Origin of the sequence: Natrialba sp. INN-245, assembly GCF_009807105.1 — an archaeon.
In the GTDB taxonomy this organism is placed as follows: Archaea; Halobacteriota; Halobacteria; order Halobacteriales; family Natrialbaceae; genus Natrarchaeobius; species Natrarchaeobius swarupiae.
Genome location: NZ_WUBV01000008.1, coordinates 111,058 through 131,755, shown reverse-complemented (window position 1 = coordinate 131,755; position 20,698 = coordinate 111,058). Strand labels below are relative to the sequence as shown.

Here is a 20,698-nt window from a genome sequence, read left to right as displayed (position 1 = left end):
TGGAATTATGGCCAGAACGAAAGCGATTGTATAACCAAACTGTTATATGTGTCGCGTGGATTCGTACAATTGCAATGGCGAAAGGAAACGTTGATTTCTTCAACGACACAGGCGGTTACGGTTTCATTTCGACGGACGACGCGGACGACGACGTGTTCTTCCACATGGAAGACGTTGGCGGCCCGGACCTCGAAGAAGGCACAGATATCGAATTCGACATCGAACAGGCCCCCAAGGGCCCCCGCGCCACCAACGTCACCCGCCTGTAATACGGCACCTCACGTTCGGTAACGGGTTTTACTCTACGACCATTCATTCTTCGACGGCCAATGCGAGAGCAGTGCCGACCCGGAGTAGCGACCTGCTGTTCTGTACAGTGACGTCGTACGACGAGTAGCTTCGCCGAAACTGGATCGCCGGGAGAAATACGTGCTCGATAACAAATAGTCACTCTCGTGGTGTGATCATATGGGTGAAACATGGACGAACTGACCGGTTTCCAACGGGATCTTCTCTACGTCATCGCGGGAGCGGATCGGCCATCCGGTCAGGACATCAAAGGGGAGGTCGAACGGTACTACAGCACCGACGTCAACCACGGTCGGCTCTACCCGAATCTCGATACGCTCGTCAACAAGGAGTACGTCGAGAAGGGACAACTGGATCGGCGAACGAACTACTACGCGATCAGCGACCGCGGCCAACGATCGATCGAAAACCGCCGCGACTGGGAGCGACAGTATCTCGAGACGAATCGGTAGATCACGCTACCGGGAGACGATCGAAGTCAGTAGCCGTTCCGAGGATATACACGTCGTCGTCGGCCTCGAGTGGTACCTGCTCGGCCGGAAACGGGATCGTCTCGTCGTTCCGGACGAGACCCACCACGGTCCCGGACAGCCAGCCGACGAACTCCCCCTCGAGAGGGCCGTCTCTGGAGACTGTCAGCTTGGCGACCGTGTGATCGAGCGCTCGAATGGTCGACAGGAGCTCGTAGATGTCGGACGACGACGCGGGGCGTGTGACGATCCGATACCGCTCGTGACTGCGTATCTCCTCGGCACGTTCGGCGTCGGTTACGATCGTCGCGACGTCTCCCGACGTTGCCCGGAGTGTTCCGGTCGCCACCAGTCGACTCGTACACTCGTCGTCGGTCCAGATCTCGACTCGCTCTCCGGTCGACCCACTCGACTGAGCTACACCACGAACTGCGAGAGCGACCGCGTTTGGCGCTATCGTCGACCCGATTCCGACCCGTTTCCGACCGAGGCGAACCCGGGAAATCGCTCCGTCCGACGTGAGATCGACGGCGACGTGTCCGATGCCGAAATCACGCTCGAGGCGGTTCTCGAGTCGGGATACACGGCTGTCGGCGGGGATATCACAGGGAACCAGCACGGATTCCCCTGCGAGTTCGCGTTTGACCGAGTTCTCGACGGGAGGAGAGCCGGGCAGATCTGTGAACTCCTCCGGCAGTCGATACTCGACCGAGAGTCGTCCGCGCCGGACGACCGACGCAGCTGCGGTTCGGTCGTCGATTCGATCGATGTTCGCGCTCTCACGCGCGACGGCGTCGCCGATCCGTCGCCCACCCGCGGCGGCGACCGATCCGACCGCGAACGCGGCGAGGAAGTAGGTTGCAGTCGCGTGGTGGAACAACGGCGTCTCGTCGATGATCGTCGACTGGCGGACGCTGACGACGTTTATCCAGAGGCCGACGACGGCTAGACCGACGAGTACGGCAGCGCCAGCCGGTATCGACCGTGTACTGTATCGGCGGTACGCGAACGCGACGACGAGCGTGACGACGCCGGTGAGCAGTCCGAACCCGAACACGTTGACGACCGCGGTTTCGGTCCACTCCGTGAGTATTGCCTGTGCTATCGCTGTCATCGTTTCACCGCGGGTTCTTTCGACACTCGAACCCCCGCTGGTCCGTCCGATTCTCGTCGTGAACGTCCGGCGAGTCGGTGGATGGTGGTCGAATCGGCGACGACGAACACGTCGGCTCGATCCTCGAGGCGGTCCAGATCCGGGTCGACGATCCATCGGTGGCGTGTGTCGGGTCCACCGTTTGCGACGTCGGACTCCGCAACGAGCGGCGTGATGTCGTCTTCGTCGACTGTCTCCGAATCGATCGAGGCCACGACGTTGCCGACCTGGCATCGGTACACGTGATGTCCCGCTCGGCCGAGGCGGACGAACGCCTCGACTGTGGGCGTCGTTTCGTCGGGAGGGACGGTTACGTGAATTCGGTTCGCTCCCAACACCGGTTCGGCGTCCGTCGCGGGAATCGCGACCGTCAGTCGTCTGCGGCCGCCTTCCGAGCCGCCTGTGGGGTGATCGGCCGCTGTCGACGACACCTCACCAGCGTCTCGCTCGCTCGGACCGGCGTCGATCGAGGCATGCGTTTCGAGAACGATCCCCTCTACGTCGGTGGCGTCGGTGGAGAGGACGACCGTTTCGTCCGCGTACAACCCCGTCGGGATCAGGGCCTCGATAGTGATCGCACGCCACCCCTCCGGTATCCGCGACCCGGTGACGGACGTCGGCGGTGCGGCGGCGATCGTCGCCCGCGCTCGGCCGTCGACCGAAACCGAAACGGCCGACAGATCGTAGCTCGTTCGAAGACGCGTCTCGAGTCGACGTTCGAGTTCCGAACGCGGGAGATCCGCGGGAAGCCGCCAGACCTCGTCCCCGAGCGATCGCCGCAGATTCGGGGGTAACGGTGGATACCCCTCGAGATCACGGACGCCACCCGTCGACTGGATCGAGACCTGCCCGCTCGCATCGATCGCCTCGGTCGCGTCGCCCGATAGCGATCGACCGCGGACGAGTCGGCCAGCCGTCCCGATCGGCAACTCGGAACCGATTCGACTCCCGTGACCGTTCGCGTACAGTGCGAGCGTCACAACCACGATCGACGCGGCGGCGAGCCGTGGTGTGTGTCCTCGAATTGCGGTGGCCGGAGGGGCGATCAAGCCGACTACGTACGCGTTTCCAGCCGCGAGCGGAAGCGCAACTGCGATGCTCTGTCGACCCGAGAACTCTCGACTCAGGTATTCGCCGATTGTCCCGAGTGCACCGACGGTGATCGCGGGGCCGATGCCGACGACGAACCCGAACGAGACGCCGACGATAATCTCCGTCGTAACCTCGAACATAGATCCGAGTGGCTAGCCGTCGATCAGAACGATCTCGGGATTCGATCGCTCGTCGACGTAGTTGCTGTTACTCGGTGGAACGATTTCGACTTCGAGCGTCCCCGTGTCCTGGTCCCGACGTAGATCGGCATCGTCGGGAACGGTGATCGTGTTGGTATCGGAGACGTGAACCGGATCGTCGAGTTGTGCAGAGCCGGCGGTAAGGATGACGGTAAACTCCTCGAGTTCGTTCCCCTCCTCGTCGACGACGGAGAAGCTGAGGGATTCCGCCAGATCGCCCGTCTGGACGACGTGGTCGTCTTCCCACTCGATCGTTACTTCAGTGTCGCCGAACTCGCCGACGCCGCCGAGCATGTTCATCATCACTGAGAGAGCAGCGATACCGACGACGAGCGCGATTACGAGTCTGATCGGTAGTCCCTCGATTGCCCGGTCGTCGGACTCGAGCGATTGTGATCGATCCGTCGTGCGTTCGGACGGTGGTTCCGTCCGGGTAAGCGGTGAACGCATACCCGCTCTGGCCTCGGTTTCGTACTTAAACGTCCGACCCAGGGTTCAAATGTGAAGCCGCATGGAGCGCCACTCGGGTTGTGGTCGTCGACGCCGACCCGCGGCTGGTCGTATGATGGATAGGAGAAACTGAAATGGCAGGCGAACGCTGACTGTCGCCGCGAGTAACACCCTCACCTGCAGGCGTCGTTGATCGCGGTCTCGATCTTGCTCGCCCGTGCGATCTTCTCGACTGTCGTGGTCGTCCCGTCGGGACAGACGACGACCAATGGCGATTGTGCGTGGACCGAGATTTCCTGTCCGAACTCGTCGACCAGCGCTCCGGTGAACGGCTCCGGTGCGGCCCCGAACGCCCACTCGTAGCCGTTCTCTTCGGCGTGGGCCCTGACGTCGTCGGGGTCGTCGTTGCCGTCGATCACGAGGTCGACGAACCGGACGTCGTCGCCGACCGCTGCATGGCTCTCTGCGATCTCCTCTTGCTGGCTGTTACAGGTCGGACAGAACGGCGCGAACGTATGGAGTACGACCGGACGGTCGGCGTTTGCGACCGTGAACGACTCGCCGGTCGTCACGTCCTCGAGCGTCGTCTCCCGCCAGTTTTTCGTCTCTTCCGAATCGCCGCCGGACGCTTTCTCGTCTCCCGTGTCGTCGGTGCCGGTCTCGTCCTCGAGACAGCCCGCAAGGACGAGCGACGTCCCGGCGGCCGCGAGGAGGGTCCGGCGGGTCGGCGGCTGGCTCATGGCTGAAACGTCTGGCGCGAGCACGAAATAGCTATGTGACTGTGCGCGTTCGTACACGGGTAGTTACTCCTCGCGGTCGTCCGGATCCCCGTGGCCGCCCCCGCCCGGCGTTCGGACCGTAACGGTCGTCCCCACCTCGACGTCGACGGTCGTCTTCGCCGGGGCCTGCGCGTCGTCGATTAGATTCTCGCCGGGTTCGCCGTCCTCGCCGCCGCCAACGCCTCGCGGACAGTGTCGGCGCCGCTCCGTGAGCAGGGAGACGGTCGCGTCCGTCTCGACGGTAACCGATCGCTCGAGGCCGTCGCCGCCGTCGAACCGGCCGCGACCGCCGCTGTCCGGACGGAGCGCGTAGCGTTCGACCCGGAGCGGGTACTCCGCCTCGAGCGCCTCGACCGGCGTGTTGAGCGTGTTCGTCATGCCGACCTGGACGCCGTCCATCCCGTCGCGGTCGGGGCGTGCGCCGAAGCCGCCGCCGATCGTCTCGTAGTAGGTAAACGAGCCGTCTCGGCCGCCGATCGTCAGGTTGTTCATCGTCCCCTGACCCTGGGCGGGCACGCGATCCGGCGCGGCTCGTGCGAGCGCGGCGAAGACGACGTCGGTCACCCGCTGGCTGGTCTCGACGTTCCCACCGACGACGGCCGCCGGTGGTTGGGGGTCGAGCAGCGACCCCTCCGGCACGCGGACGCTCACCGGCTCGTAACAGCCCTGGTTCGGCGGGATCTCGGGATCGGTGAGACACCGGACGACGAAGTAGACTGCGCTCGTTGCCACCGCGAGTGGCGCGTTCAGGTTCCCCTCGAGTTGGGCGGCCGTCCCCTCGAAGTCGACGTCGATCGATGCCCCGTCGATCGTCACCGCTACTTCGATCGCGATATCCTCGTCGGTGACGCCGTCGCCCTCGAGGACGTCGGCCGCCTCGTAGGTGCCGTCCGGCAACGCCTCGATCTCGCGTTCGATCCGCGCTCGCGAGTAATCGATGACGGCGTCGAAGCCGGCGCGGACGGTTTCGCGTCCGTGCTCGTCGAACAGGGCGGCGAGTCTGCGCTCGGCGCGCTCGTTCGCCGCGAGCTGTGCCCGGAGGTCCGCCCGCCGCTCCCGCGGATTCCGGACGTTCGCGAGCAACAGCGACCGCACGTCCTCGCGAACGTCGCCGTCCGCGACGAGACGGGTCGGCGGGAGTCGCAACCCCTCCTGGTAGATCTCCCGGGAGTTCGCGGGCATGCTCCCCGGCGTCGCCCCGCCGACGTCCGCGTGGTGGGCGCGGGAGACGGCGTAGCCGACGATTTCTGGTTCGGCGGCACCGGTTTCACCGTTCTCGCCACCGCCCGTCTCGTCGAGATCGTCCGGCGGAGCGAGCGGCGAGACCATCGTCACGTCCGGTAGGTGTGTGCCGCCGGTGAACGGATCGTTGAGCACGAAGACGTCGCCCGGGCGTGGATCGCACTCGCGGACGGCGTCGACGGCGGCAGGCATCGCACCCAGGTGAACCGGGATGTGCTCGGCCTGGGCGATCATCCGTCCTCGGGCGTCGAACAGCGCCGTCGAGCAGTCCCGTCGCTCCTTGATGTTCGGCGAGTACGCGCTCCGGATCAGCGTCCGTCCCATCTCCTCTGCCACCCCTTCGAGCTGGTTGCGAAGCACCTCGAGCGTCACGGGATCGATTTCGGGAGCCGTCTTCCCGCTCGAGTCGGCCGCGTCCGCGCTCTCGTCGCCGGAATCGGATGCGTTCGAGCCCGTCATCGTCGCTCACCCCCCGACCGACTCATGACGAGCGTTCCGTCGGTGTCGATCTCCCCCCGCCACTGCGGCGGGACGACCGTCGTGCTCTCGGCCTGTTCTAAGATCGCCGGCCCCGACAGCGTCGTCCCCGCCTCGAGGCGATCGCGATCGTAGACGGTCGTCCCCCAGCCGCCGGTCTCCGAGAAGTGGACCTGACGGGTGCCGACGAGCGCGCCGCCGTCGCCGTCGTGGTCGACGTCAGGATCGGCTCCGGAAACGGTCGCCGTCGTGCGAAGCGTCACCACCTCGATGGGTTCGTCCGCCGTGTAGCCGTGGGCCCGGTCGTGGGCCTCGTGGAACCGCCGCTCGACCGCCGCGGGGTCGAACCCGTTGCCGACGGGTACGGTCAGTTCGAAACTCTGTCCGGCGTACCGGCAGTCGGCCGCCCGCTCGACGGTCGCCCGGTCGGGATTGGAGACGTCTGCGAGGACGTCCGCCACGAGGTCGTCGTACGTGTCCTCGAGTTCCGTCGGCTCCGCGTCGGAGAGCGTGACGCCGACCGTCCGCGCGGCGTCGTAGCTCTCGTCGGCGGCCAGCAGGCCGAAGGCCGAGAGGACGCCGCTCGGCCGCGGGACGACGACCCGATCGATCTCGAGGGCGTCGGCCAGCGCCGTGGCGTGCATCGGCCCCGCGCCGCCGAAGGCGACGAGCGCGAACTCGCGAGGGTCGTGGCCGCGCTCGACGGTCACCGAGCGGATCGTCCGGGTCATCGTCGCGTTCGCCACGCGGTAGACGCCGTGGGCTGCCTCGAGTGCGCTCTCGAGGCCGGCCTCGTCGGCCAGCCGTTCCATGGCCACGTGGGCGGCCTCGACCTCGAGGGTCATCTCGCCGCCGAGTGCGGTCTCGGGGCCGATGTAGCCCAGCACGACGTTCGCATCGGTGACGGTGGGATCGGTCCCGCCGCGGCCGTAGCAGGCGGGACCCGGATCGGCACCCGCCGAGCGCGGCCCGACGCGCAACGCGCCGCCGTCGTCGACCCAGGCGATCGAGCCGCCGCCCGCGCCGACGGTGTTGACGTCGACCATCGGCGTTCTGATCGGGAGGCCGTCGATCGCCGCCTCGGTCGTCCGCTCGGCCCGGCCGTCTCGGACGAGACTCACGTCGCTCGAGGTGCCGCCCATGTCGAACGTGACCAATCCCTCGACGTCGGGTTCGCCGACCGTCGCGGCCGCGCCGACGACGCCCGCTGCCGGACCCGACAGCGTCGTCGTGACCGCGTGCTCGCGGACCGTCTCCGGGTCGGCGACGCCGCCGTTTGCCTGCATGATCCACGGCACTGGAAGACCCGCCGCATCGGCCTCCTCGACCAGTCGACCGACGTAGCGATCGATCGCCGGGCGGACGTAGGCGTCGACCGCCGTCGTCGACGTCCGCTCGTACTCCCGGAACTCGGCGAGCACCTCGTGGGAGGTCGAAACCGGCACCTCGAGGTGCTCGCGGAGGATCTCGGCGACCGCCTGCTCGTTCGACGGGTCCGCGTAGGCGTGGAGCAGACAGACCGCGACGGCCTCGACGTCCTGTGTGCGAAGCGTCTCCGCGAGCACCCGTACCTCGGCGTCGTTAACCGCCCGTTCGACGCCGTCGACCGTCGTCCGCTCGTCGACCTCGAACCGGCGTTCCCGCGGGACGAGCGGCTCCGGTTTCTCCGCCTCGAGGTCGTACAGGCTCGGCCGATCCTGGCGGCCGATCTCGAGGACGTCCCGGAAGCCCGCCGTCGTGACGAGGGCGGTCTTCGCGCCGCCACGCTCGAGGAGGGCGTTGACCGAGACGGTCATCGCGTGGGCGAACTCCTCGATCTCCGCGGGGTCGATCCCCGCCTCGTCACAGGCCTTCTCGACTCCCTCGAGAACGCCGACGTGTTGGTCGTCAGTCGTCGGGACCTTCGCGGTGACGAGACGGTCGTCGACCGAGAGCGCGACGTCGGTGAACGTGCCGCCGACGTCGACGCCGATGCGCGTAGCGCCGTTCGCACTCGACACCGGAAGCGCTCGATCCTCCCGGCTCGATTCGCCGTCGTTCGGTTCGTGGGAACTCGAGTCGGTCATGGTGATCGAATCCGCAGTGTCGGCCCCCGTCCGCCGGATCGCCGGGGGAAGGGGTGCCTCGGTGGTCGTCGATTCCGTTGTCGTCGCGCGGCGTTCATACGGCCCCACTCGAACCCCACTCGAGTATAACTCACGGAATCCCGGACGGTCTACGGTATTGCCGACCGGGCCATCTCGAGGACGGATCCAGCGTGATCGAGGGTGTCTCGGCCGAGCAGACGGCGTCGGCGTGGAGGCGGCAGAACCTACCTCGCCTGCCCCAGGTGGCGGCGGAGTCAGCGCGTCAGCGAATCGACCGCGACGTCGCCGTCCTCGATATGAGCGACGAGCATCGTCTCGTGTGTGGCAGGGCTGGCCGCGGTCGCACTACCCGGGTTGAGCACCCGGATCCCGTCCCGAGCCGTGTCGACGACCTCGTGGGTGTGGCCCGCGACGACGACGGCGTTTTCGCCGGCGTCGACCTCGTCGCGTGCGGTCTCGACCACCCGCCGGTGCCAGCCGCCCGGCGATCCCGTTCCGTGAGTGACGACGACGGTGACGTCCTCGAGGACGAGCGTGTCGGTTCGCGGTAACTCGAGCGTCGAGGGATCCATGTTTCCACGCACACAGGTTAGGTTTCCATCTGCGAGCGTAGCGATCCGATCGTACGCCTCCCGCGAGTCGAAATCGCCGGTGTGGATCGTCCGACCGGCCGTTCGAACCTCCTCGGCCACCCAGTCGGGGAGCCCGGTCGCTCGAGACGGCACGTGCGTGTCTCCGAGGATCGCCACTCGCGTCATACGCGGCGGTACGACGGCGACTCCCGAAAGCGATTCCCCGGCGGCCGCCGTCGACCGACGTATGAGCGAGCGCGATCCGACGCGTGCGAGCAGGGACCAAGACGGTGAATGCGCCGGCGGGGGCGGCGAAGACGACGGGGTGGGAGCGAGCCACGTCGTCACCGCGTTCCTTCGGGACCGTGGCGAGGTGTTGCTGTTGTGCCGAAGCGACGCCGTCGGTACCTACACGGGACTGTGGGGCGGCGTCTCCGGCTTCGCCGAAGGGGATCCCGACGGGCAGGTTCGCGTCGAGATCTGCGAGGAGACCGGCCTCGAGGACGACGATATCACGTTCGTCCGGTCGGGTCGGCCGGTCCAGGTTGTAGACGACGACCTCGAGCCGAGCCGAGAGTGGGTCGTCCACCCGTATCTGTTCGATCTGACGGGGGACTCCCGCGAGATCGAACTCAGCGAGGAACACGACGAGTTCGCGTGGACCGATCCGACCGAGATCGTCGCGGTCGACGCCGAAACCGGTGTGAGTGCCACCGCAGAGGACTCCGAAGCCGCTGTACGTGCCACCGCCGGAGACTCTGGCCACGACCTCGAGACGGTGCCGAAGCTCTGGACGGCCTACGAGCGCGTCGCACCGACGGTTCGATCGATCGCCGCCGACGACGACCACGGCGCGGCGTTCCTCTCGATCCGCGCACTCGAGGTACTTCGCGATCGGGCGGGATTGCTCGTCGCCGAGCGGGAGGCGTTCGGCACGGAACCGGACGAGGAGTGGGACGAACTCGCCGAACTGGCGACCAGACTGCTCGAGGCCCGTCCCGCGATGGCGGTCCTTCGAAACAGGGTGAACCGCGCGATGGCGACCGCGGCGGGGATCGACGCCACCGACGCCGCTGGGAGCAATTCCGACGGCTCCGACGACGGAACCGACGGCTCGGGTCGACGGGACGCAACGGCGGTTCTCGAGACGACGCGTGGGGCGATCGACCGCGCGCTCGCGGCGGACGCGAACGCCGCGGCGACCGCGGGCGAACGCATCGAGGGACGGGTCGCGACGCTTTCGCGCTCGGGAACGGTGCTCGAGGCCCTCCGTGCGGGGTCACCCACGCGGGTGTTCGTCGCGGAATCGCGACCGGCACGCGAGGGCGTCGCCGTCGCCGAGACGCTGGCGGCCGATCCGGCGGTCGATTGTCCGGTGACGGTCCACACCGACGCGGCCACCGCGTCCGTCCTCGCCACCGAGTCGATCGATCGCGTCGTCGTCGGCGCGGACACGATCCTGCCCGACGGTTCGGTCGTGAACAAGACTGGGACGCGAGCGCTCGCGACCGCCGCCGCACGTGAGTCCGTTCCCGTGACCGTCGTCGCCGCGAGCGACAAAGTCTCGACCCGCGAGGAGGTCAACCTCGAGTCGGGTGGTCGGACGGCAGTGTACGACGGTGACGCGGCCGTCGACGTCCTCAATCCAACGTTCGACGTGACGCCGCCAGGCTGCGTGAGCGAGATCGTCACCGAACGGGGGCGACTCGAGCCCGCAGCGGTAAGCGAAGTCACGGCGGAGTTGCGCGGCCTCGAGGACTGGAGAGCGGGCACGGGCGACGCTGCCAGCCGGTGAGACGACGCTGGCGACGCGGCGAATCGGGTCCGGGGATCGAAACGACAGATCGAAATCCCTCGGCGCGGTATCTCGAGGTGGCGGCAGTGACGAGGAGTTACCCCCACCGAGCCCCGTGTGACGAGGGATTTTCCCGAGCCGCCGTTCTCGAGACGAGTTCTCCGGTGAGCGACGGGAGAGTTCGCCGGTGAGAAACGAGAGCCACGACGCCTCAGCGTCGACGAACGGGGTTACCTTCTAATGGGGTCAGCGCTGTACGTTCCGTATGGCTCCGTCGACCGGCGGTCGATCGTGTGTCGATCCACTCGAGAACGTCGACGTTCTCTGTGTCGACGACGACCCATCTTCCGCGAGACTAACGCAGGCGTCTCTCGAGCGTCGCCACCACGAGTTCGACGTTCGAATCGAACACCGGGCCGCTGCCGCGCTCGAGCGACTCGAAACCGACCGATTCGACTGCGTCGTCAGCGACTACGACATGCCGGAGATGAACGGCCTCGAGTTCCTCCAGGCGGTTCGCGACTCCTTCGGCGAGATTCCGTTCATCCTTTTTACCGGCAAGGGATCCGAAGAGATCGCGAGTGAGGCGATCTCTGCCGGTGTCACAGACTACCTTCGGAAGGAGACGGGCAAACACCAGTACGACGTCCTGGCGAATCACGTCCGCAACGCCGTCGAGAGCAATCGCAGGCGACGGGCACTCGAGCGATCCCGCGCACTGTTCGAGACGACGTTCGACGACCCCCATCGACTGATCGCCGTGCTCGACCCGGACGGAACCGTCAGACGAGCGAACCGGCGACTGAGTACGTTCGTCGGGGTCGAAACGGACGATCTCGTCGGCCACCGCTACTGGGAGCTTCCGTGGCCGCGGGCATTCGAAGCGGCCACACCCGATCTCGCGGAGTGGCTCGAGCGAGCGACAGCGGGTCGCCGGACGACCATCTCCTTCGAGTACTCTTCGGAGAGTGGCGAACCGGTCACCGGTGAGGAAACGACCGAGTCACTCGTAACCGAGCACGTCTTCGTCGAAGCGGTCGCTCAGCCGGTGACGATCGACGGCGCCGTTGGGGCACTCGTCGTCGACGTCCACGACGCGAGCGCGGCGGTGACGTGGGAACGAGAGGTCGAACTCAAAGACGCCGCGTTCGACGCTGCTCCGGTCGGGATGAGCATTACCGACCCCTCTCTCGAGGACAACCCGATCGTCTACGTCAACGACGCGTTCGAGCGGTTGACTGGCTACTCACACGAGGAGATTCTCGGACGGAACTGTCGGTTTCTCCAGGGCGAGGGGACGAATCCGGAGCCGGTCGCCGCGATGCGCGAAGCCGTCGACGCAGAAGAGCCAGTGGCGGTCGAACTCACGAACTACCGCAAAGACGGGACCACGTTCCACAACGAAGTGACGATCGCCCCCATCCGCGACGCGGACGGAACGGTCACTCACTTCGTCGGCTTCCAGAACGACGTCACCGACCGACGGACGGCGTACGACCGCCTCGAGCGCGAACGCGATCGGTTAGAGGAGTTCGCGAGCGTCCTCTCGCACGACCTTCGGAATCCGCTAACCGCGGCGATGGGGTACGGAGAACTCGTCCGCGAAGACTGTTCGAGTCCGTTTCTCGACGATCTCGACGAGGCTCACGAACAGATCGAGCAGTTGATCGACGAAACGCTCGCCCTAGCGCGTGCCGGGAGTGTGGTCGGTTCGCTCGAACCGGTCTCGCTGTCGGAACTCGCGGTCGACTCGTGGCAGACCGTCGATTCCGGCGACGGCTCGCTCGAGGTCGTCGACGACGAGCAGTTTCTCGCGGATCCGGGCCGAAGTCGACAGCTGTTCGAGAACCTCTTTCGAAACAGCCTCGAACACGGCGTCGACTCCGACGGACAGGGAGACGGTCCGGCGGTCACCGTCACCGTCGGCCCGCTTGGCGACGGGTTCTTCCTCGAGGACGACGGCCCCGGAATCCCGCCTGCCGAGCGCGATCGCGTGTTCGAACGCGGGTACACGACGAGCGAGGAGGGCATCGGGCTGGGATTGCGGATCGTCGAGGAGATCGCCACCGGCCACGGGTGGACTGTCGCCGTGCTCGAGGGGGAAGACGGCGGCGCGCGGTTCGAGATTACCGGGGTGGACCGACCGTGATTGACGTCGAGTGAGCGAGCCTACGGACGGGGCGCGGCCCTTTGCAGCGCCGTTTCGGCCACGTTGCCGCCGTAGTCGGCGCTCCGGGAGAGCGAATCGAGGACGAGCCCGAGCGACTGCGCCTGAACCGGATCGAGATTACGCAACAGATCGTCGATACGTCTGGTGTGTTCGTCGATCTCGAGGACGGACTCGAGGGCGTCGTGTCCGAGGTCGGTCGCCCGTTCGGCGTCGTCGGCGAACAGCGCGTCCATCGACTTCTCGACGACGGTCGCGACGTCCGCGTGGAGGGCGAGCAGCGCGTCGGCAACGTCCTCGGGAATGTCCTCGAGCTTGCGCGCAAGCTGGGCGATCTTGACGGCGTGATCGGCGATCCGCTCGAGTTGGCGAGCACTCGAGTGGTACTCGAAACAGTCCTCGCGGTGGACGCCGAGTTCCTCGGCCGCGCGGGGGGAACGAAGCGTCGCGCGGAAGATCCGGGAGACGACCAGCCAGAGCCGATCGACGTCGTCGTCGCGTTCGGTAACGTCGCGGGCGACGTCGTCGTCGTTCTCGACGAGCACGGTCACCGCGTCCTCGAGCATCGACGCCGCGATGAGTCGCATCCGGGTGACGGCGTTGACGATCGACAGCTCCGAGGAGTCGAGCAAGTCCTGGACGACGACGCGATCCGAGCCTTCTTCGACGATTTCGACGCCGATCAACCCCTGGATCGCACTCCGGATCGCCCGACGCTGGTCGGTCGTGATACGCCCCGCCTCGAGCGTGATGACGTCGAATCCGCCGACGTACATCGTCATCACGGCCCGGATCAGCTGTTCGTCCTCGAGACTCGAGACGTCGAGCGTTCCTTCCTGATTGGTTTCGTCGCTCTGTGGCGTCACGAGCAGCGTGTCGTCCTCCGTATAGATTTCGACGGCGGTTCCGCTACTGACGTCGTTTTCCGTCGCCCACGTTTTCGGGAGCGAGACGGTGTACGTCGACCCACCCGTCACCTGGACCTTTCGGGTCTCCATACTGCGCGTTTTCTATGGCCAGAATATAAATCCACCTGTATCTATAGAGTGGGTTGGGAACGTGCCGTTTACATCTCCCAAATCTCTATCGAATTCGGTACGGAAACCCGTCTCAAGGTATGTTTATATTGGCAAATGTTTACGTATATCGTAATATATAGAGATTTGGTCTCTACGGTGAACATCCGTACGTTCGTAGCGAAACGGTTCGTTGATACGGACTACTGTACGTATTCCCGATGCGACTGCAGAGGCGGATCGTAGTTGTGCCGGTCGCTGGATCCGACGATCCGGATGACGAGTGGTCCGTGTTCGATCTCGAGGACGCCCGGCTCCTTGCTGCTGATTTCGGTGTGGTGAGTCCGATCGGTAGTCGGAAAATACTGTCCGATACATAGATCAATGTGATGGGTGGTAATCGGCTATATAGATATTAGAAGGCTACTTGTTCGTCTCCGATCGTCGTCTATCTGATGACGGACAATCAGTCCGGTCGAACCGGTTTCAGTGGGGTATCGCGGCGTAACTTCGTGGCTATCGGCGCGACGGCGGGGATCATCGGCGTCGCTGGCTGTAGTAGTGACGACGGCGGAAGCGGCGGCAACGGCGGTGGAAACGGCGGCGGAAATGGTGGCGGAAACGGGGGTGGTGATCTCTCGGGTACCATCGACGCGTCCGGATCCAATACCGTCGCCCCGATCACCTCGTGGGCCGGCGAGAACTTCTCGAACGAGTTCCCGGACGTCCTCGTCGACGTCGCGCCGGAGGGGACTGGTGCGGGCTTCCAGGAGTTCTGCCGCGCTAACTCCGATGTCCAGAGTGCGAGTCGGATGATCACCGAGGAGGAGATCGATCTCTGTGAGGAAAACGACGTCAACTACGGCTTCCTCGAGGTCGGCCTCGACGGCCTTTCGGTCGTCAAGAACTCCGCGAACGACTGGGTCGACAACATTACGCTCGACGAACTCCAGACGGTCTGGGAGTTCGAAGCGACCGGCGAAGTCAACCTCTGGAGTGACGTTCGCGACGAGTGGCCCGACGAGGAGATGCAACTGCACGCCCGCGACAGCGCGTCCGGGACCTTCGACTACTTCACGCGCGAGATCAACGGCGAGATCGGCAACGTTCGCGACGACTACTCCGCGACCAGCCAGACCAACGAGATCATGGCCGCAGTCGCCGACAACGAACACGGCTTCGGCTGGGGCGGACTGGGGTACCTCCGCGATATCGAGGACGATCAACCGATCGAGGCCGTTCCGGTCGAGAGCGACGCCGACGGCGACTTCTACCTCCCCACCCAGGAAAACATCGAGGAGGGGCTGTACTCGCCACTTGCCCGCCCGCTGTTCGCGTTCGTCAACATCGCGAGCCTCGAGGAGCGAACGGACCTCATCGGCTCGTTCGCACGGTTCTACACCAACGACGCCCAGCAGTTCGCCCGCGACGAGGGGTTCTACGCTGCCCCGGACGCCGTGACTGAGGAGAACCACGAGAAGATCGACGAGTGGCTCGAGGAGGCCGGTGCCTCGCCTGACGATCTGACTGTCCAGCGCGCATAACCCTCGAAGTAACCAATGAGTACCGAATCACACCACGGGTCAGGTCCCGGGATCAGCGGCGACGGACCCGTCCAGACAGACAACGCGGCCGACCGTCGAGCCCGTCGCATCCTGTTCGTCTGTGCTGCGATTACGGTCCTGACCACGCTCGCGATTTTTTTCGTGTTGATCGACAACGCGGCGAGTTACTTCTTCGGCGCGAAATTCACCGAGATGTTGTTGGGGGCAAGCGTCGAACGAACGGTGACGTTCACCGAGTTCTTCACCGGCACACGGTGGGCACCCGATCACGCGACGCCCGGTCACGGGGTCCTCCCGGTCGTCTTCGGGACCCTCGCGATCACGATCGGGGCCGCGTTCGTCTCGGTTCCGATCGGGACGGCGACCGCGATCTACCTCTCGGAGTACGCCTCCGAGGGCGTCCGTTCGAAGCTCAAGCCGACGCTCGAGATCCTCGCCGGGATTCCGACGATCGTCTACGGCTACTTCGCGATCGCCTTTATCAACCCGGTGATCGTCGCACCGATCGCCGAGACGGTGTTCGGCATCAACATGGGCCGGTACAGCCTGCTCTCGGGAATGCTCGTCGTGGGTATCATGACGATTCCGATGGTCTCCTCGATCAGCGAGGACGCCATGTCGGCCGTGCCGGACGATCTCAGAAACGGTGCGTACGCCCTCGGCGCGACGAAGTTCGACGTCTCGACGAGAATCGTCCTCCCGGCATCGATTTCGGGCGTCTTCGCGTCGTACATCCTCGCCATCTCCCGGGCGATCGGTGAGACGATGGCGGTCACGCTCGCCGCCGGGATGCAACCCCAGATCACGGCCAACCCGTTCGCCGAGATCATGACGATGACGGCGTACATGGTGAAGATGGCCCGCGGGACGACCGCGGTGGGGACCGTCGAGTACCAGTCGCTGTTCGCCGTCGGCCTGCTGTTGTTCGTCATGACCCTGAGCATGAACCTGCTCAACGACTGGTTCAAACGCCGCTTCCAGGAGGAGTACCGATGAGTTCCGAAACTGATCACGACCTGTTCGCCGACATCGACCTCGGGTGGGAACACCGGAAGAATCGAATCTTCCTCGGACTCATCTTCGCGGCGTCGATGTTCGGCGTCCTCATGCTGGCACTGTTGTTGTTCGACGTCGCCACCGACTTTTACGTCGGACTGACCGAGTACAACATCAACCTCGTCGACTTCTTCACTCGAGACGGCTCCCGACGCGAGGAACTGTCCGGCTTCAGGGGTGCGATCGTCGCGTCGATCATGTTGATGGTCCTCGTGACCATCCTGTCGTTTTTCGTCGGCGTTGGCTCCGCGATCTACTTAGAGGAGTACGCGCCGGACAATCGCATCACGCGACTCATCGAGGCGAATCTGGCGAACCTCGCGGGAGTCCCTTCGATCGTCTACGGACTGCTCGGTCTGGCGGCGTTCGTCAACGGAATCGGGATGGGACCGATCCTGCTGGCCGGGGCGATCGCGCTTGGCTTGCTCGTCATGCCGATCATCATCGTCTCCGCACAGGAGGCACTGCGCGCGGTCCCAGACGGCGTCAGGAACGGCTCGCTGGCAACTGGCGCGACCCAGTGGCAGACGATCCGGAACGTCGTGCTCCCGGCGGCGATGCCCGGCATCATGACCGGAACCATCCTCGCGCTTGCCCGCGCGATCGGTGAAACCGCTCCGCTGATCATGGTCGGCGCGATCTTCATCAACCGGATGCCCAGGGGACCGTTCGATCGATTCAGCGCGATGCCGACCCAGATCTACAACTGGGCGAACGAACCGAGCCAGCACTTCATCCACCTCGCTGCGACCGGGATCGTGGTACTGCTCTCGTTCCTGTTCGTGATGAACCTGATCGCGATCTACATCCGCCACCGGTACGAGACGGAGATTTAACATGTCGACAGAAGAACAATCGCTGATCACGACCGACGTACAGACCGAGAACACGACGCGTGCCGACCGGCCCGACGAGACCGTTCTCGAGGCCAGAAGCCTCGACGTCTACTACGGCCAGGATCAAGCGCTTACCGACGTCTCGATCGAGATTCCCGAGCACAAGGTGACCGCGATGATCGGCCCGTCGGGCTGTGGGAAGTCGACGTTCCTGCGGTCGATCAACCGGATGAACGACCAGATCGACGCCTGTCGCGTCGACGGTGAGCTATCTTTCCACGGGAAGAACGTCTACGACGACGACGTCGATCCGGTCGCGCTTCGGCGAAAGATCGGACAGGTGTTCCAGAAACCGAACCCGTTTCCCAAGTCGATCTACGACAACGTCGCCTACGGGCTTCGCGTGCAGGGGACGGTCGACGACGTCGACCTCGACGACGCCGTCGAACAGGCCTTGCGTGGCGCGGCCCTCTGGGACGAAGTTGAGGGAAAACTCGACTCGAGCGGACTCGACCTCTCAGGTGGCCAACAACAGCGTCTCTGTATCGCGCGGGCGATCGCGACCGACCCCGAGGTCATCCTGATGGACGAGCCGACGAGCGCGCTCGACCCCGTCGCAGCGTCGAAGATCGAGGATCTGATCGACGAACTCGTCGAGGAGTACACGGTCGTCATCGTCACCCACAACATGCAACAGGCCGCCCGTATCTCCGATAAGACGGCGGTCTTTCTCACCGGCGGCGAACTCGTCGAATTCGACGACACTGCGAGCATCTTCGAGGACCCGGCCGACGACCGCGTCGAAGACTACATCACCGGCAAGTTCGGCTGATCCATGGCGCGAATCGAGTACCAAGAACAACTGGAGCAACTCCGCGAGGACGTCCTCGAGATGAGCGACGTCGTCTGTCAGCGTCTGCGCCGGGCGCTCGAGGCCTACGAGACGACCGACGCCGCGCTCGCGAATCGCGTGATCGCGGGTGATCACGAAGTAAACGAACTGTATCTCGACCTCGAAGGCGACTGTATCGACCTCTTTGCGCTCCAACAGCCGGTCGCAGGCGACCTCCGGTTTATCGCCTCGTCGTTCAAGATCATCACCGACCTCGAGCGAATCGCCGACCTCGCGGTCAACTTAGCCGAGTACGCGAAGCGAGGCGACCGGGAACGCTACCCCGATATCGACGTCGTCCACATCGGCACCGAAATCGTGTTGCTGGTCGAAGACGCCATGCGGGCGTACGCGACGAACGATGCCGACGCCACCTACGGGATCGCCGCAACCGACGACGAGATCGACGAACTCTGTGGTCGTGCGAGTCGTATCGTCGCCCGCGACCTCGTCGAAACTGATGTCGTCAACGACGACCTCCTCGAGGAAGTTTCGCGAATGCTGTTGACGATTCGCGATCTCGAGCGAGTGGGCGACCACGCGGTGAATATCGCCGCTCGAACGCTGTACATGGTCGAGAACGACGACGAACTGATCTACTGATGATCGAAAACGACGAGTTGATCGACCGATGACGGCCGAACACACCGGCGGTTCGAACGACTGATGAGCAACGGAGAGCACCCAGCCGAGTACGAGCCGGTCGAGCGGAAGGTACAGCTCGCCGGAAACTCGACGTTCGTCGTCTCGTTGCCAAAAGAGTGGGCGCGGGCCCAGGACCTCGAATCCGGAGCGTCGATGTATCTCTACCCCCACGAGGATCGACTGATCGCGGCGGCCGAGACGGTCACGGGTCGCACCCAGCCAGTCACCGTCGACGCCGCCGATCTCGACGGCGAAACCGTTCGACGGCGGGTCGAAGTCGCCTACGTCGAGGGCTGTGATCGGATTACGATCACCGGTCTCGAGCATCTCGAGCCCGACTCACGCCGGCGGCTCGAGCGCTCGATCGGCCGCCTCGTCGGCGTCGCGATTCAGACCGCTACCGACGAGACGATGACGGTGACGAACGTCCTCGACGCCAGCGAGGTATCGCTCCCCCAGACCCTCGCACAGATTCGCCAGCTCACGCTCGAGATGTACGAGGACGCGATCGAGAGCCTCTGTCGCGGCGACGCCGACCTCGCCCGGCGAGTGATCGATCGCGACGACGACGTCGACAGACTGTTCGCGTTCGTCAGCCGGGGCGTCTATCGCGGCCTGGAGGACGTTCGTGAGATCAACCACCTCGAGACGGACCGGACGTCTGCGTTTCGCGAGTACCGGGTCGCCGACGAACTCGAGCGGATCGCCGACGACGCCACGGAGATTGCGGCGGCGGCGACGAAACGCTCCGGCCCCGCGGACGACGAGTTCGCGCCAGAGATCGAGGCGATCGGCGCACAGACCCGTTCCGTGGTCGAACACGCTTTCGACGGAGAGCAGGCTCGAGTCATCGAGGCGGCCGCGACCGCACGCGATCGAATCGCAACGTTCGACGACCGGCTGGCCGAGCGGGACGTCCCGGAGGGCTACCTGTACGGAACGGTAATCCAGCGGCTCCGACAGACGACCGAACACGGTCTCGCGATCGCGGACGCGACCGTGGAATCGACGGTCGAAGGCTCTCGGAGTCGGTAAAAATTGTCCTCCCCGGAGCGATCGGGATTTCTTCCCGCTCACGCTGTATTTCGGCGTGATTCCCTTCCTCGACCTCTCCCAGTACTGGGCGTTCATCTCGGAGCGACAGCTCCTGTTCGATCCCGACGTCGGCCGGCTCCTCATCGCCGATCCGGTCGCGTTCTTCGTCGACGAACTCGGCGTGTTTTCGGTGTTCGGACAGGCCGGGATCACCCTCGCAATGGGACTCGCTGGGACGATACTCGGCTTCCCCCTCGCGTTGCTGTTTGGCGTCCTCGGCTCCGAGCGCGTGACGCCGTTTCCGCTCAACTTCGTCTTCCGCGGGACGATGTCGGCGATCCGCTCGATTCCGGCGCTCGTCTGGGCGTTGATATTGATCCCTCTCGCGGGCCTCGGTCCGGCCGCGGCGACGCTCGCGATCGCGATCGACACGATCGGCAACCTCGGACGGCTCTTTACGGACGAACTCGAGGAGATTTCCGACGGTCCGATCGAGGCGATGGAGACGACGGGCGCGAACCGCCCGCAGACGATCACGTTCGGGATGCTGAGTCAGGTGACGACGCCGTACATCGCCTGGACGCTCTACATCTTCGAGATCAACGTCCGCATCGCCGTCTCGCTCGGCGTCATCGGCGCCGGCGGCCTCGGCCAGATCCTCGACGTCCAGCAGGGGTTGTTCCAGTTCACCAACGCGATGGCGACGCTGCTCTGTATCTTCCTGTTGATCATCTCGGTCGAACTGTTCAGCCAGCGGACGCGAGCACGGCTCCGGGCGGACGAGGAGCCGATGGGGCTTCGAGAGCTGATCGTCGGGTTGCCACGACGGCTCGTCGAGTCACTCTCGAAGTGATCTCTGC

At 65.0% G+C, this 20,698-nt stretch carries 19 protein-coding genes; 11 read left to right on the top strand and 8 right to left on the bottom strand.

Annotated features, from left to right (window positions below):
* Positions 1–74: 74 nt before the first annotated feature.
* Together GRS80_RS02685 and GRS80_RS02680 are read left to right on the top strand one after the other, a co-directional pair.
* Complete coding sequence (locus GRS80_RS02685; RefSeq protein ID WP_006087767.1) at positions 75–269, top strand: cold shock domain-containing protein; 195 nt, start codon at positions 75–77, stop codon at positions 267–269.
* Between the two features lie 210 nt (positions 270–479).
* The gene (locus GRS80_RS02680) at positions 480–761 is read left to right on the top strand and encodes a PadR family transcriptional regulator (RefSeq protein ID WP_149080697.1); all 282 of its coding nucleotides are present in this window, start codon (positions 480–482) and stop codon (positions 759–761) included.
* Position 762: 1 nt separating this feature from the next.
* On the opposite strand, the gene GRS80_RS02675 is transcribed toward GRS80_RS02680, so the two are convergent.
* The 7 genes from GRS80_RS02675 to GRS80_RS02645 all read right to left on the bottom strand — a co-directional run bounded on the left by GRS80_RS02675 (position 763) and on the right by GRS80_RS02645 (position 9,017).
* Positions 763–1,893 carry a hypothetical protein gene (locus tag GRS80_RS02675; RefSeq protein ID WP_160046209.1) on the bottom strand — a complete coding sequence of 377 codons (1,131 nt, stop codon included), beginning with the start codon at positions 1,891–1,893 and terminating at the stop codon, positions 763–765.
* Positions 1,890–3,164: a hypothetical protein gene (locus GRS80_RS02670; protein ID WP_160046208.1), complete on the bottom strand. Its 1,275-nt coding sequence runs from the start codon at positions 3,162–3,164 to the stop codon at positions 1,890–1,892. The genes GRS80_RS02675 and GRS80_RS02670 overlap by 4 nt, the downstream gene beginning before the upstream one ends.
* Positions 3,165–3,176: 12 nt before the next feature.
* Positions 3,177–3,674, bottom strand: a complete 498-nt coding sequence (locus tag GRS80_RS02665) for a hypothetical protein (RefSeq protein WP_160046207.1) — start codon at positions 3,672–3,674, stop codon at positions 3,177–3,179.
* Between the two features lie 173 nt (positions 3,675–3,847).
* Positions 3,848–4,414 carry a thioredoxin family protein gene (locus tag GRS80_RS02660; protein WP_160046206.1) on the bottom strand — a complete coding sequence of 189 codons (567 nt, stop codon included), beginning with the start codon at positions 4,412–4,414 and terminating at the stop codon, positions 3,848–3,850.
* Positions 4,415–4,477: 63 nt separating this feature from the next.
* Positions 4,478–6,154 (bottom strand): hydantoinase B/oxoprolinase family protein, encoded by a 1,677-nt coding sequence (locus tag GRS80_RS02655; RefSeq protein WP_160046205.1) that lies wholly within the window; start codon positions 6,152–6,154, stop codon positions 4,478–4,480.
* A complete protein-coding gene (locus tag GRS80_RS02650) occupies positions 6,151–8,238 on the bottom strand; it encodes a hydantoinase/oxoprolinase family protein (RefSeq protein ID WP_160046284.1) in 2,088 nt (695 codons plus the stop codon). Before GRS80_RS02650 ends, GRS80_RS02655 begins: the two co-directional genes overlap by 4 nt.
* A 275-nt stretch (positions 8,239–8,513) precedes the next feature.
* On the bottom strand, positions 8,514–9,017 hold the full coding sequence (locus GRS80_RS02645) for a metallophosphoesterase family protein (RefSeq protein ID WP_160046204.1): 504 nt from the start codon (positions 9,015–9,017) through the stop codon (positions 8,514–8,516).
* Between the two features lie 61 nt (positions 9,018–9,078).
* Between GRS80_RS02645 and GRS80_RS02640 the strand changes: the two genes are divergently transcribed.
* The gene (locus tag GRS80_RS02640) at positions 9,079–10,626 is read left to right on the top strand and encodes an NUDIX domain-containing protein (protein ID WP_160046203.1); all 1,548 of its coding nucleotides are present in this window, start codon (positions 9,079–9,081) and stop codon (positions 10,624–10,626) included.
* A 265-nt stretch (positions 10,627–10,891) separates the two neighbouring features.
* Entirely contained in the window at positions 10,892–12,775 is a 1,884-nt protein-coding gene (locus tag GRS80_RS02635) for a PAS domain-containing protein (protein WP_160046202.1), read from the top strand.
* A 20-nt stretch (positions 12,776–12,795) separates the two neighbouring features.
* On the opposite strand, the gene GRS80_RS02630 is transcribed toward GRS80_RS02635, so the two are convergent.
* Positions 12,796–13,791: a phosphate uptake regulator PhoU gene (locus GRS80_RS02630; RefSeq protein WP_160046201.1), complete on the bottom strand. Its 996-nt coding sequence runs from the start codon at positions 13,789–13,791 to the stop codon at positions 12,796–12,798.
* 530 nt (positions 13,792–14,321) lie between these two features.
* On the opposite strand from GRS80_RS02630, the gene GRS80_RS02625 reads away from it, so the two are divergent.
* The 7 genes from GRS80_RS02625 to phnE all read left to right on the top strand — a co-directional run bounded on the left by GRS80_RS02625 (position 14,322) and on the right by phnE (position 20,691).
* Positions 14,322–15,353 (top strand): PstS family phosphate ABC transporter substrate-binding protein, encoded by a 1,032-nt coding sequence (locus GRS80_RS02625; RefSeq protein WP_343161417.1) that lies wholly within the window; start codon positions 14,322–14,324, stop codon positions 15,351–15,353.
* 15 nt (positions 15,354–15,368) lie between these two features.
* A complete protein-coding gene (gene pstC / locus GRS80_RS02620) occupies positions 15,369–16,370 on the top strand; it encodes a phosphate ABC transporter permease subunit PstC (RefSeq protein ID WP_160046199.1) in 1,002 nt (333 codons plus the stop codon).
* On the top strand, positions 16,367–17,266 hold the full coding sequence (gene pstA / locus GRS80_RS02615; RefSeq protein WP_160046198.1) for a phosphate ABC transporter permease PstA: 900 nt from the start codon (positions 16,367–16,369) through the stop codon (positions 17,264–17,266). The genes pstC and pstA overlap by 4 nt, the downstream gene beginning before the upstream one ends.
* A 1-nt stretch (position 17,267) precedes the next feature.
* Complete coding sequence (gene pstB, locus GRS80_RS02610; RefSeq protein WP_160046197.1) at positions 17,268–18,098, top strand: phosphate ABC transporter ATP-binding protein PstB; 831 nt, start codon at positions 17,268–17,270, stop codon at positions 18,096–18,098.
* Between the two features lie 3 nt (positions 18,099–18,101).
* Positions 18,102–18,761, top strand: coding sequence for a phosphate signaling complex protein PhoU (gene phoU / locus GRS80_RS02605; protein WP_160046196.1), 660 nt, complete (start codon positions 18,102–18,104; stop codon positions 18,759–18,761).
* A gap of 63 nt (positions 18,762–18,824) precedes the next feature.
* The gene (locus GRS80_RS02600; protein WP_160046195.1) at positions 18,825–19,838 is read left to right on the top strand and encodes a PhoU domain-containing protein; all 1,014 of its coding nucleotides are present in this window, start codon (positions 18,825–18,827) and stop codon (positions 19,836–19,838) included.
* Positions 19,839–19,893: 55 nt separating this feature from the next.
* On the top strand, positions 19,894–20,691 hold the full coding sequence (gene phnE, locus GRS80_RS02595; RefSeq protein WP_343161416.1) for a phosphonate ABC transporter, permease protein PhnE: 798 nt from the start codon (positions 19,894–19,896) through the stop codon (positions 20,689–20,691).
* The last annotated feature ends 7 nt before the right edge of the window (positions 20,692–20,698 follow it).